The sequence below is a fragment of the Rhodanobacter sp. B04 genome, from assembly GCF_002001125.1.
Classification (GTDB): domain Bacteria; phylum Pseudomonadota; class Gammaproteobacteria; order Xanthomonadales; family Rhodanobacteraceae; genus Rhodanobacter.
Window position 1 is genome coordinate 157,318 of record NZ_MUNV01000009.1, and the last position, 16,846, is coordinate 174,163.

Here is a 16,846-nt window from a genome sequence, read left to right on the forward strand (position 1 = left end):
TGCCGAACTTGGTCAGGTATGGCTCAGAAGCGACATCACACCTGCGGCAGGACCGCGCCTCATTGGGCAGAAGCTTCCAGATAGGCCTTGCCGCTGATCTGCAGGTATTGCTGGATCAGCGCCTCATGGAACTCGGCAGCCTGCATCAGCTCTCGCGCCATGGCCTCCTGCACCTGGGCGAGACTCGGCCGGGGTGGCGCCACGGGCGCGGTTTTCGTAATCCGCAGGTCCCGCGTCTCGACCTTGGCCGGTTCGGATTCAAGCAGGTAGGAAATGTCGTAGGCATGGTCGCTCATGCCTTTTCCAATGCAACAGGCTTGCCAACGGCCGCCCGAGACGATTATTTGGACAGTTCGAACCGTGTCAGGCGCTTGCCGGGATCGGCTTCGACCAGGGTCACCCGGACATCCGCACCAAGCGGCAACGCCGCCTCACTCGACACACCGGCCTCGACCGCGGGATCGCGCACGATGACGACACCCTTGCGCGGATCGTGCGCCATCACCTCCACAACGGCACCGTCGAAGCTCTCGCCAACGCGCGACGCCAACACTTCGGCTTCGGCCAGGTCGAGTACAGCCTTCTCGTACTGACGCGCCCGGTGACCGGAGGCCTGCATCGTGGCCGGCAGGCCCGGCAAGGCGGCGAGCACCCATTCAGGCACCGGCTGCTTCGCGCACAGCGCCACACAAACCTCGCCGGTGTAGCGGTCGACCAGGCGGCGCAGCGGCGCAGTGGCGTGGGTGTATTCCGCAGCCAGCGCCCACTGCATCGGCTGTGCGGGCAGTTCGCCGTTGAACGCCGCGTAGCCGGCACCGCGCAGCACCGTGGTGCACGTGGTCAGCATCGCGACATGGGTATCTTTGGTCGGATCCAGCGAGCGGATGAAATCCGGATAATTCTGCGCGGGCGGCCAGTCGATGCCGAGCGCCTGCGCCGTGATGCGCAGGCGCTGCAGCGACTGTGCCTCGGGTTCGGGCAAGGTGCGCAGCAGGCCAACCCTGGCCTGCACCATCAACTGCGCGGCGGCCATGCCGGTCAACAGCGAAATCTGTTCGTTCCAGTCCTCGACCGCCAGGCGTGCGCGGAATGCCAGCGTCCACTGGCCGTCGACCACATCGATTTCCTGCTCCGGCAACGGCAGGCTGATGCCGCCGCGGGAAAATTCGCGCTGCTGGCGCAGTTCGCCGATCTCGCGCAGCACCGCCCACATCGGATCGGCGGTGCCGGCGTCGATCCGCTGCTGCACGCCGGCATAGTCGAGCTTGGCGCGGCTGCTGACGCGGGCACGCCGCACGTCGATGCTGGCGATCTCGCCAGTCCCGTCCAGTTCGATCGTCCACAGCAAGGCCGGTCGCAGCTGGCCGGGCAACAGCGACGTGGCGCCTTCGGACAGCACCTTGGGATGCAGCGGAATCTTCGCGTCCGCGCCATACAGCGTCTCGCCGCGCCGGTTCGCCTCCAGATCGATCGGATCGCCGGCCGTGACGAACGCGGCGACATCGGCTATCGCGTAGTACACGCGATAGCCGGCGTCGATGTGCTCGACGTACATCGCCTGGTCCAGGTCCATCGACCCGGCCGGGTCGATCGTGATCAGTGGAACATCGGTCCGGTCCAGGGCCGGCAGGCGCGGATTCGCGGCGGCCTGTTCGGCGGCAGCCTCGACGTCCGGCGGAAACGCCAGCGGGAGCTTCAGTTCGACCTGGATGTCGCGCATGCCCTGCGCGAGTCCATCGTCGTCGGCCTGGATGTGGATGCGGCGGGTGCTCGACACGGGCAATCTTCCTGACATGGCGCCTGTCGGCGGTCCCGGGGCAGCACATCGCCCCGGCGCATGGTCATACCGCCGGGAATATACACGCGTCGTTTGGGACTACCACAGCCACCGCGCTAGGTGTAGAAACGGCAGGGTCATTCCCCGCATCGTGTCGACTGCATCATGACCGCCACTTCCCTGCTGATCCGTCTGGCCGAAGACGACGACGAGTTCATCCTCTCGCTGGTACCGCGTTTTGTGGATTTCACGCTGCCGCCATGGCGGCGACGGCACGAATGCGTCGAGGGCATCCGCAACGACCTGCTGCGACACCTGGAAGACCAGCCGGCGAACAGCTATCTGTTCGTGGCGGAGGATGTGGACGGCACGCGAGTCGGCTTCATCCACCTGCAGCGCACCGCGGACTTCTTCACCGGGCGCAGCAATTGCCACATCTCCGACCTGGCGGTGACGCCGCAGCACGAGGGCAATGGGGTCGGCCAGGCCCTGCTGGCGCATGCCGAGGACTGGGCGCGCGAACATCATTGCCAGCTCGTGACGCTGGCGGTGTTTCCCGGCAACGAGCGGGCGCGGGCACTGTACGAGGCGACAGGCTACGCGCCGGACCTGCTGCGGCTGGCCAAGCCGGTGCGTTGATCATCCGAGAGCGGGCGCAAAAAAAAGATGGTGCTCGCACCATCTTTTTCTCTGGAGCAGTTTGCCCCTGCATCAGCCGCAAAGGCACACGGCCATTGCGACAAGCCGAGCAAACCTCAGTTCCTGATCGTGCTGCCAGCCGCCTCGGCCTGCTCGCGCATATCCAGACGCTGAGTCAGGCGATCGATATTCGACAGCGACAGGATGTGTGCGTAGATCCAGCCGAAGATACCTTCGCGCGCGAATTCGTGGGTGGTCTTCTCGTCCAGCGTGCGCAGCTTGTTCTCGTTGACCACAAACAGGCCGTTGAGATTGATCGACTTCCCTTCCGCACCATCCTCTCCGTCTTTCTGCAGACGGATATTGCGTGGCTCCAGCAGGTCATGCTTGTTCAGTTGTTCCACGAACCACTTGGTACGCGCCACGTTCTGCTGAAATTCGGACAGGAAGCCCACCGCACGGGTCAACATCTCGGTGTCGGTACCGTCAACATTGAACAGACGCTCGCCTTCGGTCGTGTTGAAGCCTTCATAGCGTTCGTCGAGGAACACGGTGAAATCGTCACCGCCCACCTGATCAGCCGGCTTCTCGGCAAGCACGAACGGATAGCGGCGCACGAACGCCGGGATATAGATGTTCGGCGCCCACTGGCCGTCCGCATCGACATACAGGTTTTCGTTCGGACGTAGCCCGAGCAATGCCACCGGACCGGCGGTTGCCGCATCCGTACCGGCAAACACGATCGCCACATCGCGTGCTGCGACACCGAACTCGGTACCGATGATCGGCACCGAATGCACGTTCATCGCGAACTTCATGTTCGGCACGCCCTTCAGGCGCAGATCCTTGTGGGCACCGCGATTGAGCGGCACCGGGCGCTCGTAGAAAAGAACTTCAGCCACGTTGATTACCTCTATCCCCCGCCGTGCCGGGTCACCACCGAAGCGCCCCTACCAAACCCGGCGGCGGGTCTGTGTTGACTTCTGATCATATCAGCGCGGCAGCGTGCCGGCGACTGTGCCGGGTAGACGGTAGTGTTTCAGTTTGAAATTGCAGGTTGACGCGGCTTGTACGGGCCGCGAGCCTTAGCAACCGGCTCAGGCACCAGAGCCGCAATCTCTTCCAAAGACCAGACATGATCGCTCACACCAGCTTCCATTGCAGGCGTGACACGCAGGCTCTTGTGGATGCGCCCGAAGTTGTAGTGCATGAAGTGAAGCGCAACCGCATGCATGTGGTTGACCGCTCCTCGGCGGTCAGCTTTTTTGCGCGCGCTGCTCCACCCTTGAGGCCGCCTTTCCTGCCCAGTGCGACCGCTGCCGGGTTCTTGCCGTCGTCCGTCTTGGCGTCATCAACCTCACCCGTCGCTATCGCAGCGATGAGGTGGGCTAGCTGGTTCGGGTCGCGCGGGCGCTTGGGCTTCATAGGCATGGCTACAGTAATGAAGCCGCATGCCTGACCGCTCAAGGAACCGGCGAGCAGCCTAGATTTCAAACTGAGACACTACCGGGTAGACCGGCCAGTCCCATTTGCATGCGTTTTGCAATGGAATTGTTCTATGCTGGCTACGGACAAGCATTCCGCATCGCTGAAACGCTCTCAAAGCCCTGGCTGAAGGACGATCTACATGCTGATGGAAGTGCCAACCCGGGTCGATCTCAACGCGACCCGCGTGCTGTCGCTGGACTCCGCCGGCCGCATCCTCGACTGGATCAGCTGGCAGGAGGCGGTTTGCCTGTACGTCCGCGACGCCGTGGCCTGGACCCTGGGCGACCCCTGCCTGACCGTGCATGGCGGCATGAATCGCCTGCATGGCGTGCAGAGCACGATGGAGCTGCACCCGATCATCGCCAGTACCGGCCGCTGCCGCGACCACGCCGTGGATCCGGCCCCGGCCCTGACCAATACCGCCCTGTTCGCCCGCGACCGCCACCTGTGCCTGTATTGCGGCGACCATTTCACCCGCGGCGAACTGACCCGCGACCACGTGCTGCCGATCTCCAAACACGGCAAGGACAACTGGGAAAACGTGGTCAGCGCCTGCCTCGCCTGCAACCTGAAGAAGAGCAATCGCACCCCGCAGCAGGCCAACATGCCCCTGCTGGCAGTGCCGTACCGGCCCAGCTGGGTCGAGCACCTGATCCTGTCCAACCGCAACATCCTGGCCGACCAGATGGATTTTCTGGTCAGCCATCTGCCGCGCGACCGGCGCCCGCACGCCGCCTGAAATGGGTGGCGGCGCGCGTGCGCCCCTCATTCCGCCCCGCGCTGCCCTTGCCCCGCCCCGCCGCTGGGCCAACAATACGCAGATGAACGACCTTTCCCACTATCCCCATCTGGCGCCGATCGAGACGCCGGCCGACCTGCGTCGCGTGCCCGACGACGAGCTGCCGGCGGTCGCCGACGAACTGCGCCAGTACCTGATCGAGGCCGTGGCCAGCTCCGGCGGCCACTTCGGTGCCGGCCTGGGCGTGGTCGAATTGACCGTGGCCCTGCACCACGAATTCGATACGCCGCACGACCGCCTGGTGTGGGACGTCGGCCACCAGTGCTATCCGCACAAGATCCTCACCGGTCGTCGCGAGCGGATCACCACGATCAAGAAGAAGGACGGGCTGGCACCGTTCCCGCGCCGCGAGGAGAGCGAATACGACACCTTCGGTGTCGGCCACTCCTCCACCTCGATCTCGGCCGCCCTGGGCATGGCGATCGCCGCACAGCGCAAGGGCGATCACCGCAAGGTCGTCGCGGTGATCGGCGACGGCGCGATGACCGCCGGCATGGCGTTCGAGGCACTGAACCACGGTGGCGACGTCGAGCCGGACATGCTGGTGGTGTTCAACGACAACGGCATGTCGATCAGCGAGAACGTCGGCGCGCTGACCAAGGTGATGGCGCGCGCGATGGCCAGCCGCCGGCTCAACGAATGGCGCGAGCGGGCCAAGCGGGCGATCCCGAAGCAGTCGTTTTTCGGTCGCTTCTTCAAGCGCTGGGAAGAACACGCCAAGGGCATGTTCGTGCCGAGCACGCTGTTCGAGGAGCTCGGCTTCCACTACACCGGCCCGATCGACGGCCACAACCTCCCGCAGCTGCTGCAGGCGCTGCGCACGGTGAAGAACCTGCCCGGCCCGCAGCTACTGCACGTGATCACCACCAAGGGCAAGGGCTACGCGCCGGCCGAGCAGGCGCAGATCGAATACCACGCGGTCGGCCCGTTCGACCCGCAGGCCGGGCTGGCGAAGAAGAACACGCCAGCCAAACCCAGCTACACCGACATCTTCAGCGACTGGCTGTGCGATCAGGCTGCCGCCGACGAGCGCCTGCTCGGGATCACTCCGGCGATGCGCGAAGGCTCAGGCCTGGTGCGCTTCTCCAAGGAATATCCACAACGCTATTTCGACGTGGCGATTGCCGAGCAGCACGCGGTGACGCTGGCCGCCGGCATGGCCTGCGAAGGCGCGAAACCCGTCGTGGCGATCTACTCCACCTTCCTGCAGCGTGCCTACGACCAGGCGATCCATGACGTGGCGCTGCAGAACCTCGACGTCACCTTCGCGATCGATCGCGCCGGCGTGGTCGGCCCGGACGGCGCCACGCATTCCGGCAGCTTCGACCTCAGCTTCCTGCGTTGCCTGCCGAACATGCTGATCATGGCGCCGGCCGACGAGAACGAGTGCCGCATGATGCTGAGCACCGGCTTCCAGTACCACGGCCCCGCTGCGGTGCGTTACCCACGCGGCACCGGCCCCGGGGCAGCGATCCATCCATCGCTCGATACCATGCCGATCGGCAAGGCCGAATTGCGTCGCCGCGGCCGTGGTATCGCCCTGCTCAGTTTCGGCACGATGCTCGCCCCTGCCGCCACGATCGCCGCCGAACTGGATGCGACCCTGGTCAACATGCGTTTCGTGAAGCCGTTGGACGAGGCGATGATCCTGGATCTGGCCAAGAGCCACGACGCCTTCGTCACGCTCGAAGACAACGCCATCGCCGGTGGCGCAGGCTCGGCAGTGGCCGAGTGTCTTGCCGCGCATGGCGTCACTTTGCCGATCCTGCACCTCGGCCTGCCGGACGTCTATCTGGAACACGGCAGCCGCGAGGAAGTGCTGAGCATGGCCGGGCTCGACCTGCCCGGCATCCGCAACGCGATACGTGCCCGTTTCCCGCAGGCGGGCATGCTCAACCAGGCCAACGCCTGAGCCGGTTGCCATCGCAGCCGGCCGGCGAGGCGACTCGCGGGATGTAGATTGCGCCAGCCTGTGGGCTGGCGCAGTCGTGACCGTGGGGAGCTGCGCAATCCATGACTGGATGGCTGATCCGTATTGTCGATGCAAGCCGGCGACATGCCATGGCCTTGGTGCTGGGCTTCGCCGTACTGACTGCCGTATGCACCTGCTACGCGGCTGGCCATCTCGGCATCGATTCGGATACCGACCACATGTTCGCCACCAGCCTGCCGTGGCGACAGCATCAGCTGGCCTTCGACCGCGAGTTTCCGCAGTTCAATGACCTGCTGGTCGCGGTCGTGCGTGGTGCGACGCCGGAGGAAACCGACCAGGCCGCCGCCACCCTGGCTGCCACGCTGCGTGCGGACCGCCAGCATTTCCACGACGTGACGCGGCCGGACGCCGATCCGTTCTTTCGCAAAGAAGGGCTGCTCCTGCTCGGCCCGGACGACCTGGCCAAACTGCTCGATTCGCTGATGGCGGCACAACCGCTGCTCGGCCCGCTGGCCAGCGATCCGTCGGCACGCGGGCTGCTGCAGGGCGTGTCGTTGATGGCCGAAGGGGTGCGCATCGAACATGCGGACCTGAGTGCCTACAACACGGCGTTGCGGCAGCTCCAGCAGGTACTCGAGCATGCCGCTGCCGGACGGCCGCAACCGCTGTCGTGGCAATCGCTGCTGGGCTCGGATGTCACCCGGCAAACCGACAACATGCGCCTGCTGCTGCTGCATCCCGTGCTGCAAGCGAACTCGTTGCAACCGGGTCTCGCCGCCACCCAGGCACTGGAGCGCGCGAGTGCCGCGCTGCCGGGCGTGCGCAGCGGCCGCGTGCGGATGAACTACACCGGCTCGGTGGCGCTCTCGGACGTGCAGTTCGGTGCGCTGACCGAAGGCATCGTCGGCAGCACCCTGGTCAGCCTCGTGTTGCTGGCGCTGTGGCTGTATCTCGCGCTGCGTTCATGGCGGCTCATCGTGCCGATCCTGCTGACCCTGCTGGCCGGCTTCGCGCTCACGATCGGCTTCGCGGCAATGGCCATCGGCACGCTGAACCTGATCTCGGTGGCTTTTGCCGTGCTGTTCGTGGGCCTCGCCGTGGACTTCGCGATCCAGTTCGCCGTGCGCCTGCGCGATGAACGGCCGCAGCAACCCACACTCGCAGCCGCATTGAGCGGCACCGCCCGCGCAGCCGGTGCACAGATCGCGGTGGCTGCGATGGCGATTGCCTGCGGCTTCCTCGCGTTCGCGCCGACCGCCTTCGTCGGGGTGGCCGAGCTGGGCCTGATCGCCGGCGCCGGCATGGGCCTGGCCCTGCTCTGCACGCTGACCCTGCTGCCGGCGCTGCTGTGGCTGTTCCAGCCACGCGACCAGGATCACGAGCTGGCGTTGCCGTTCGGTGTCGCGTGGGACCACTTGCTGCAACGGCATCGCAGAGGGGTACTCGGCCTGTTCACCGTACTCGCGGCAGCCGGCATGGTGGCTGCGGTGTGGATGCCGTTCGATGCCAACCCGCTGCATACGCAAGACCCCAATTCCGAACCCATGCGCACGCTGCGCAGCCTGGCGGAGAATCCGGCCACGAACCCGTTCAACATCGACATCATGGCGCCCGACCTCGTCCACGCGCGCACACTCGGCGATCGCCTCGCGCATCTGCCGGAAGTGTCCAGCGTGATTTCCGGCGCAACCTTCGTCCCGGCACAGCAGCCGGCCAAGCTCGACCAGCTGGAGCAGGCGCAGGACCTGCTGCTGCCCTCGCTGGAGCCGTCAGGTGCGGCGCCCGCGCTGACTCCGGCAACGCTGCGCACGGCGATCGCCGATACCCGCGATGCGATCGCACGGGCCGGCACCGACCTGCCTGCCGATTCACCACTGCGTGGCATCGATGTCGCCCTGCAGCACCTGGCCCAGGCACCCGATGCGCGCCTGCTGGCGATGAACGAAGCGGTCACCCGCTTCCTGCCCGACGAACTGGCCAGTCTGCGTGATGCGCTGAACGCGACCCCGATCACCTTGCAGAGCCTGCCCGATTCGATCCGCCACGACTGGTTTGCCGCGGATGGACGGGTGCACCTGCAGGTATCGCCGACCGCGGCCGCACACGACACCGCCGGATTGCGTCGCTTCGTCGATGCGGTGCAGACGATAGCGCCGGACGCGGGCGGCCCGGCGGTCACCACGATTGCCTCGGCGGACACCATCATGCGTGCGTTCCTCCAGGCCGCCATGCTGGCCACGGTTGCGATCGCGCTGGTGCTGCTGTTCGCACTGCGCCACCTGCGCGATACCGGCATCGTGCTGCTCACCCTGGCGATGTCGGGCCTGCTCACTGCGCTGCTGGCGCAACTGGCCGGCATGGCGATCAACTACGCCAACATCATCGCGCTGCCGCTGCTGCTCGGCGTGGGCGTCTCGTTCAACGTGTACTTCGTGATGAACTGGCGCGCCGGCATGCGCCGTTTCGTCGGCTCCGCCTCGGCACGCGCGGTGCTCTTCTCCGCGCTCACCACCGGCACCGCGTTCGGCTCGCTGGCGCTGTCGCACGACCGCGGCATGGCCAGCATGGGCAGCCTGCTCCTGCTCAGCCTGGTCGCCGTGCTGCTGGCGACCTTCGCCTTCCTGCCCGCCCTGCTCTACACGCTGGCGCCGGCGTCGCCTAGAACGGCACGTTGACCGACACGCCAAGCGTGCGCGGTGTGGACAGCTGCACCAGCATCGGGCCACCGACGCTGGCGAGAAAGCTGACCGACTCGGAGTTGAGCGTGCCGATCGCCACCCGGCGATCCAGCGCGTTGCGCAGGTAAAGATCCACGCTGATGCCGCTGCGCAGGGTCAGGCCGGTGTCGAGATCGAGCATGGCGAAACCCGGCAGGTTGAAGTTGGGATCGCTCGAATCACCCACGAAGCCGGCGTTGCGCTGGCTCGACAGGCGCAGGTTGGCACCGGCATAGGCGGCATCGCCGGCCAGCCGGAAGTTGTACTTCGCGGCGAGCGTGGCCGTTTGCCTGGCCGAATACGGCAGGCGCGCGCCGTCCTCGATGCCCTGCTGCGGGTTGCCCTGCAGGGTACGCGCATCGGTATAGGCACCCGCGCCGCTGAGCAGCCATGCTCCGGTGGCATAGGTGACCTGCAGCTCGAGTCCATCGATCCTCGAATCCCCGGCATTCTCGATGATCGCGTTGCCGACCGTGTAGGTGATCAGCTGCATGTTGTGCCATTCGATGTCATAGGCATCGATGCCTATGTTCAGATGGCCATCCAGGTGGCTGCCCTTGTAGCCGAGTTCATAGCTTTGCAGGGTATCCGAGCCGAAGGTGTCATTCGCATTCGGATTGGCGCCGAAGACCGTGCTCTGCACCGGCGCCTGCAGGCCACCGGGACGGTAGCCGGTCGATGCGCGCATGTAGTAGCTGTGGCTCTTGTCGGGCCGGTAGCTGACGGTCAGCATCTTGGTGATGTCGTCGCTGATCATGCTCTCGCGGAAACCGCCCGGGCTGCCGGCCACCGAGCCATCCTCGAAGTTGGACAGGTGCTGCGAATTGCCGCTGGCGCGCACGCCGGCGGCCACGTCGATCGTCGGGGTGATGTGCCAGGTCAGGTCACCGTAGCCGGCATATTCCTGGTAGCGGGAATTCACCCGCTGCGCCAGCAGGATGCTGCGGCCCGGCGGCGGCAGGTTCGCACCTTCCAGCGCGTACTGCTCCCACTCGTCCTCGCGGTTGAACCACAGGCCGGCCAGCCAGTCGAAGTGATCGCCCTTGCGCGAGGTCAGGCGGATCTCCTGCGAGGCCTTGTGCACGTTGTATTGGGAATCGACATAGAGCGAGCTCAGTGCGCTGTCGCCACCGAGCGCAGGATAGAGCTGGTTGTACAGGACCAGGAATCCGTCCGGATAATCCTGCACGCTGTGGTTGACGAAATTCTGGTACGAACTGATCCAGTCCAGGTTGGCCCAGCCAAAGTCGTAGCCGGCATGGAACGAATACAGCTGCAGGGTCTGCGTGAACGGCTCACGATGGTTGAGCTCGCGATCATAGGGGCCACCCGACAACGGCTGGCCGGTCGCCAGCGAATAGTCCGCCATCGACAGGCTATTGGCGGCGATACGCTGGACCATCGCGCTGAGGTTGAAGCTGAGCTTGTCGGTCGGGTCGACCTCGAGCTGCGCACGCACCCCCTGGGTATGCGTGCGGTCGTCCCCACTGGCCGGCGTTTCGCCCACCGCGCGGTACAGCCCGGCACTGTGCTGATCCATGACCGATACGCGCAATGCCGCCTTGTCCTGCACCAGCGGAATATTCAGCGTGGCCCGCTCGGTGTAATTCATGCCGGCCTGCTGAGTATGCGAAATGTCGAAACCCGCCGACCCGGAAAACCCGCTTGCATCGGGCTTGTTGGTGACGTACTTGACCAGGCCGCCCATCGAACCGGCGCCATACAGCGTGCCCTGCGGGCCGTACAGGAACTCGATGTGGTCCAGATCCATCAGCGCCGCGTCGAACACGAAGGTGGCGGCCGAGGCATACACGGTACTGCCGCCGACCGGCACGTCGTCCATGTACACCGACACGGTGGGGCTGGTCTGGTTGCCGGTGGACACGCCGCGCATGATCAGCTCGCCTTCACCGGCACCGCCCGAACTGGCGAAGAACACGCCGGGCTGGTACGAAACATAGTCGCTGAGCGTGCGCGCGCCGACCTTCTGCAAGTCTGAAGCCTGCACCGTGTCCACATGCATCGGCACCTCGCGCGATGGCTCGCGCCGGCGGTTCGCCGTGACGATGATTTCGCCGAGTGCCGTCGCCTGCTTCGGCCCCGATGAGCCAACTTTGCCGGGCGATGCCGAACTGGCTGCCGTGGCTGGGTCCGCGCTGGATTGCGCGACCGCCAGGGCCGGAAGGCAAAGCAGCGACACTCCGATCAGGCGAGACCAGCACGCACCACCGACACGGCGCTTTCCATCGCAGCCGCTGAACGCGCTATCCGAATGGAACGGCATGATGCTGCACCCTCACCTGGCACGGGTAAATCCGGTACGGATGACGGGAGACCAAAGCCTGCCCGGATCCGGCCGACCGCGATATGCAGGCACCAGCTTAGCGCGACCACCGGCAGGGCACTACCCATGCGCAATCACGCGAAGAAAGTCGAAACAGCGCGCAACAAGCTTCGACAATCAGCGACAACCGCCGCTGACGCGATCGCGATGCTCCAGATCCTGCACCGTGAAGATCTCGCCATAACCGGCGTCGGCGAGCAGCGCGCGTACGGCGGCACCCTGGTTCCAGCCATGCTCGAACAGCAGCCAGCCGCCGGGATGCAGATGCGCGCGCGCATCGCGCACGATGCGGCGGATGTCGTCGAGACCATCATGGCCGGAAGCCAGTGCGCTGGCGGGTTCAAAACGCAGGTCGCCCTGCCCCAGATGCGGATCGGCGGTCTCGATGTACGGTGGATTGGACACGATCATGTCAAAGCGTTGATCGGCCAGCGGCACCAGCCAGTCGCCGTGCAGAAAAACGACATGGCCGATGGCCAGACGCTGCGCATTGCGCCGGGCCACGGCGAGTGCCGCGGCGCTGGCATCGGTAGCGCTCACTTGCGCATGCGGAAGCTCGCTGGCGATCGCCAGCGCGATGGCACCACTGCCGGTGCCGAGATCCGCCACGCGGCAGGCGGCATCGCGCGGCAGCCGTTGCAACGCCTGCTCGACCAGCAACTCGGTTTCCGGGCGCGGGATCAAGGTCGCCGGCGTGACTTCCAGCTCCAGCGACCAGAAGCCCCGATGGCCGGTGATGTAGGCCACCGGCTCACCTTGCACACGCCGATCGAGCAGGGCCGCGTAAGCCGTCCGGACGTCCATATCCAGCATGTCGTCGACATGCGCAAACAGCCAGCTGCGTGGTTTCTTCAACGCATGCAACAGCAACAGCTCCGCATCCAGGCGCTCGCCGAGGCGTTGCGTCGCTGCAGCCAATACGCTGCGAACATCAGGCATCGGGCGAAGGCTCCGTCGATGACGGCGGCAACTGGGGCGGGATGGCCGCAGGCTTAGGTTCGGGTTTGCGCCAGTAGCCGCCACGCGTCCACGCATCGAACGCCCAGCGCAGCCAGCCGATCAGCGCATTGGCCAGCCACAGCGCCCAGGCCAGCATGGCGAACTTGTACGCCCACAGCGGTACGCTGAACACACCCGCCTCAGGCAGCGCGCCACTGCTTTGGTCAGCAAACCAGTGCAGCGATGAGGTCGTTGATCCGTTGCCGGCCACATGCATGTCGGGCAGGCCGAGCAAGCCCTGTGGCACGGCGCCGATCAGCACCACCAACGAGAGCATAGTCAAGGCAGCCAGACCGAATTGCAGCAGGTTGAACCGAGTGCCGCCCATCAGTTCCGGTGCGTGCATGCGCGCGCGCAGTCCCAGCAAGATCAGCCACAGCACCACCAGCGCGTAGGCACTCCAGGCAAAGGCCGAGAAGCCCAGCCCCAGCAGTAGCCAGTGACTGAAGCGCAGCGGCGTCGGCGCATGGCGAGCCAGCAGCCAGGAGGCGAGCAACAGTACCAGTAGCTGCGACCAGTAGAGTACGGCCGGGCCATCGGTCGGCCCCCAAGTCCACAGCAACCAGCGATCCTGCGGCAGTTGCAGAGTGATCTCGATATTGGCTACCGGCGCGTGCAAGTCAAGCGACGGCGCGCGCACGCGTGCAGCCATGCCCTGCAATCCGCGCAGGCGCAGCACATAGTCATGCGTTCCCGGCAGCAGCGGCAGGCTGAGCTTGCCATCGCGGATGGCAAGGTTGATCGACTCGTTGTCGCGCTTCGCATCGAGCAGTTCACTGCCAAGCGGCAGATCGATCGAATGCTCGCCACCACGGGTGCTGCGCGCACGCACGTTGAGCACGAGCTCGCTGGCACGCTCGCCGGTGCTGCTGGTCAGCTGCATGCTATCGATGGCGAGGCTGTCGCCGGCGATCGCGACCGGTCGTGTGATCGCCAGTCGCAGACTTTCGCCAGGCAACGGGTCGAAACGCAGATCATCGTCACTGTCGCTGGTCGGCACGCCCTTGGCATCGACATGCCACATCGGCGCCGCCCCCAGTTTCCACACCTCGGCGCGTTCGTCCAGCGGTGGTGCGTGCAAGGTGATTCCAGCCGAACGATCGAGCTGGCTCTCCCAGCTCACTACGGACTCGCCTGCCTTGAAAGTGATGTCGATGCGGCCGTTCCTGACCAGTACGCCTTCACCCTTGGGATGCTCGCCCGGCAGCAGCGGCAAGCTGATGCTGAAACCACCGTCCTGTGGCGCGATGCGCTCCACCTGGTTGGATACGAACCAGTCCAGGCCCAGGCCGATCTTCCGGGTGAGTCGCACATAGGGCGGAAAGCTCTGCGTGGTCGGCAGGCTCTTGCCGTTGGCTGCGGTCTGCGCGCGGCGCAGGGTGATGCTGTCGCCCAGCACGCGTCCGTCGTCGACACCCTCCAGCGACCAGCCCGGGCCAATGAAGGCGATGTGTTGCGGCGCCAACGCGAAATGCACAGCGGCGCTTTCGACGCCGTCAAGGCGGTAATGCAGGCTGATGCGATGCACCCCACGATCGAGTCGCAGCAGCAGCTGCTCGCCGTCGCGGAGCAGTGCCGGATCGGCATGACCATCAAGGCTGACGTCGGCCAGCGGCATCGCGTCGTCAGACGTCGGCAACGGCAGCGCAACGGAAGTGCCGGCGTGCGCTTCCAGCTCCAGGTCAAGCATCGCACCGTTCACCTGCAGCTGCGCCTGCGCCAGCTCCGCGCATTGCGGCGAGCACTTCGGCGCCTCGGTGAGCCGGCTGCGCAACTGGTTCAGTAGCTGCTGATCAGGCATCGCCTGGGCACGTGAACCCGTGGGCAACAAGGCCATCGCCAGCAGCGCCGCAGCAGCCACACCCGCGCCACGCGAAGGCATCCCGCGACCACGCAGCGGCAGCAGCAGGTTCATCATCAACCGACCGAGCAGTGCACCGAGCAGGCCGATCATCAGCACGCGCATGATGCGCACCAGCCAGGCCGGCGCAATCACCAGCCGGGTGGTCTGCTGTGGTGTCACCGGGCCGGACCAGCCGAGGCGGTAGTTGTTGCCCTCGTTCCAGCCCGGGGTGCCGGCACCGGCCTGGATCACGGTGTGCGTATCCCGGTCATCGGCCACGAGCATCGTGATCGAAATCTGCGAGCCGGTCACCACAACCGTCTGCAGCGTGCCTGATTTGGCTGCGCCAGCCAGTGCCGGGGCGGCGGCCTCGTTCAATGTCACCAATCCCGGCGGGGGTGGCGGCAAGACCTTCTGGACAATCTTGGACGGAGCCCGGTTGGCGCTCTTGCCATCCTCCATCACATCCTGCACCTGCGGTGCGTAGCCTGCCGAGACCATCCGCGGCGCCATGCTTTCCTCCAGTTGCGGATGCAGCGCGTACTGCAACTGCGACGCGGCGAACGGCAGCGCCCACAACGCCGCCAGCACGAACATGCCGATGGCACCGCAACGCGCAAACAGGTGCAGCCGCCCCTCGGGCAAGGCGCGCAACAGCAGTGCCAACGCGAGCGCGACGGCGACCGTCCACAGCGGCGCCATGTGCTCGTGCTGGGCCAGCACGAGATAGCCAGCGGCCAACAGCGCCCACGGCCAGCCGAGCAGGCGCCCGGCCAGCAGTGCAATCAGCGCCACCACGAACAGGTCGAGCAGGTTCCATTGCGCCGCCCACGAATCGGCCGAACGATCCGCGCCGATCGCGCCGAGCAGCCGGTAACCATGCGGCAGGTGCAGGGTGGCGTCGATGTTTTCCAGCGGCACCTGCCAGCCCGAACTGGGCACCGCACCGGCATGCGCCGGCAGCTTGAGCCCGGCTGAAACGTCGATCGTGCGATCGCGAACCTCCACACCCGAATGCCCCGAGGCATCCCTGGTGACCAGCAACGGTTCGTCGCTCTCCGAGGCACGCTGCAATTCCCATGGTGCTGCCACCTCGAGCCGTTGATGGTGACGCAGCTCGCCGGTGAGGTGGTCGGCAATGCTGAAATCACGCCCATCGAAAGCCAGCCACATCTCGCGCTGCAGGTGCAGCGCGTCACCCTGGCCACCTTCGTTGCCGCGGTTACCCTGCTCCACGTTCAGACCACTGGCCCCGTCCAATAGATAGGCCGGCAGCATGTTCCAGTCATCCGGCACACCAGCCTGGTTGGCATCGATAGGATTGCCCTCGACCCGTGTGCTGCGCAGCGCGTTGTCGTCGGCATAACTCCAGACCTCCTGCTTTGGCCATGGCGATGGCGGCAAGGTCAGGCCGATCCTTGCCAGTGGCGCGACGCTGCGCGCAACCAGCGTCAACGTCGACTGGCCTGGCCGCAGCTGCACGCGCAGGCGCCCGTCCTTTTCCAGCCGCGCCGGCAGATCACCACGGAGAGCAGTCGCCACAAAGCCATCCGGCAGTGCCGGTCCCAGCACCTGCTCGCGCGCCGTACCGGTGACATTGAATTGAAGCTGCGTTTCCAGCGTGGCCGGCAGGCCATCGGCGAGACGGCGATACACGCGCAGCGAAAGCGCATCGGCAGCGCGTTGCGCATTGGCCGCTTCGCCCAGCGTGAGTAATTCGTCCTCACGCTCGATTCGGGTGACGGCGGCGCCGTCAACAGTCAGCGTAATCAGGCCGATCGCAGCCGGGACACGCAGGATGGCCGGCCGCGACACCCATGGCAACGTGCCCTTCACCTGGTAGTCGCCGGGCTCCAGCCGCAGCATTGGCGCGTTTTCATGCTCCAGCACGATGGCCGGCTGTTTGCCCAGCGTCACCTCCTGTGGCCAGTGGATGTTGTCGCCCGGCAACGCCACCCAGCTTGGCGCATCCACATGCACATCCAGGCTGAAGCGCCCGCCATCCTTGTCGGCGTCCAGTGTCAATCGTCCCGGCCACGCGCACTGGTAGCTGCCATCGCCCGGCGGCTGGTTGGCAAGAAACGGACAGCCATGCTGCGGCACGTCGTGCAACACCCAGCCCTGCCAGTCGCGCAACGGCGGCGGTACGTCCTGCGCCAGCAAGGGCGCGGCAAGCAGCAGCCACACACCCAGCAACCCAAAGCCCAGCAACCCTGGCGATCGACGAAGCATGTATTTCTCCCTGTGTGCCCGCGAGGCCGGCACAGTGTAAGTGGTACGCGGCAGGCACACAGCGGCAACTGCATC

General features: G+C 65.8%; 10 protein-coding genes and 1 pseudogene. 4 read left to right on the top strand and 7 right to left on the bottom strand.

All coding sequences use genetic code 11. From position 1 onward, the window contains the following. Positions 1 to 59: 59 nt before the first annotated feature. Both B0E46_RS08425 and B0E46_RS08430 read right to left on the bottom strand, forming a co-directional pair. Positions 60 to 296 carry a hypothetical protein gene (locus B0E46_RS08425; RefSeq protein WP_077555338.1) on the bottom strand — a complete coding sequence of 79 codons (237 nt, stop codon included), beginning with the start codon at positions 294 to 296 and terminating at the stop codon, positions 60 to 62. 44 nt (positions 297 to 340) lie between these two features. Then, positions 341 to 1,777, bottom strand: a complete 1,437-nt coding sequence (locus tag B0E46_RS08430; protein WP_077555339.1) for an RNB domain-containing ribonuclease — start codon at positions 1,775 to 1,777, stop codon at positions 341 to 343. 165 nt (positions 1,778 to 1,942) lie between these two features. Here B0E46_RS08430 and B0E46_RS08435 point away from each other — a divergent pair, with 165 nt between their 5' ends. After that, positions 1,943 to 2,416, top strand: coding sequence for a GNAT family N-acetyltransferase (locus B0E46_RS08435; RefSeq protein WP_077555340.1), 474 nt, complete (start codon positions 1,943 to 1,945; stop codon positions 2,414 to 2,416). A 116-nt stretch (positions 2,417 to 2,532) separates the two neighbouring features. Here the strand turns inward: B0E46_RS08435 and B0E46_RS08440 are convergent, their stop codons facing one another. Both B0E46_RS08440 and B0E46_RS17715 read right to left on the bottom strand, forming a co-directional pair. Then, a complete protein-coding gene (locus B0E46_RS08440; RefSeq protein WP_077555341.1) occupies positions 2,533 to 3,318 on the bottom strand; it encodes a SapC family protein in 786 nt (261 codons plus the stop codon). 194 nt (positions 3,319 to 3,512) lie between these two features. Continuing rightward, positions 3,513 to 3,656 (bottom strand): annotated as a pseudogene (locus tag B0E46_RS17715) (IS1 family transposase); the annotation flags it as partial. A 387-nt stretch (positions 3,657 to 4,043) separates the two neighbouring features. On the opposite strand from B0E46_RS17715, the gene B0E46_RS08455 reads away from it, so the two are divergent. The 3 genes from B0E46_RS08455 (at position 4,044) to B0E46_RS08465 (ending at position 9,311) form a co-directional block, all read left to right on the top strand. Continuing rightward, positions 4,044 to 4,643 carry an HNH endonuclease gene (locus B0E46_RS08455; protein WP_077555343.1) on the top strand — a complete coding sequence of 200 codons (600 nt, stop codon included), beginning with the start codon at positions 4,044 to 4,046 and terminating at the stop codon, positions 4,641 to 4,643. Positions 4,644 to 4,725: 82 nt separating this feature from the next. Next, positions 4,726 to 6,615, top strand: coding sequence for a 1-deoxy-D-xylulose-5-phosphate synthase (gene dxs / locus B0E46_RS08460; RefSeq protein ID WP_077555344.1), 1,890 nt, complete (start codon positions 4,726 to 4,728; stop codon positions 6,613 to 6,615). Between the two features lie 101 nt (positions 6,616 to 6,716). Continuing rightward, positions 6,717 to 9,311: an MMPL family transporter gene (locus B0E46_RS08465; protein WP_077555345.1), complete on the top strand. Its 2,595-nt coding sequence runs from the start codon at positions 6,717 to 6,719 to the stop codon at positions 9,309 to 9,311. On the opposite strand, the gene B0E46_RS08470 is transcribed toward B0E46_RS08465, so the two are convergent. The 3 genes from B0E46_RS08470 to B0E46_RS08480 all read right to left on the bottom strand — a co-directional run bounded on the left by B0E46_RS08470 (position 9,295) and on the right by B0E46_RS08480 (position 16,771). Continuing rightward, the gene (locus B0E46_RS08470) at positions 9,295 to 11,637 is read right to left on the bottom strand and encodes a TonB-dependent receptor (protein WP_077555346.1); all 2,343 of its coding nucleotides are present in this window, start codon (positions 11,635 to 11,637) and stop codon (positions 9,295 to 9,297) included. The genes B0E46_RS08465 and B0E46_RS08470 overlap by 17 nt on opposite strands. 177 nt (positions 11,638 to 11,814) lie before the next feature. Next, positions 11,815 to 12,636, bottom strand: a complete 822-nt coding sequence (gene prmC / locus B0E46_RS08475) for a peptide chain release factor N(5)-glutamine methyltransferase (protein WP_077555347.1) — start codon at positions 12,634 to 12,636, stop codon at positions 11,815 to 11,817. Further along, positions 12,629 to 16,771 carry a hypothetical protein gene (locus B0E46_RS08480; protein ID WP_077555348.1) on the bottom strand — a complete coding sequence of 1,381 codons (4,143 nt, stop codon included), beginning with the start codon at positions 16,769 to 16,771 and terminating at the stop codon, positions 12,629 to 12,631. Before B0E46_RS08480 ends, prmC begins: the two co-directional genes overlap by 8 nt. Positions 16,772 to 16,846 lie beyond the last annotated feature (75 nt).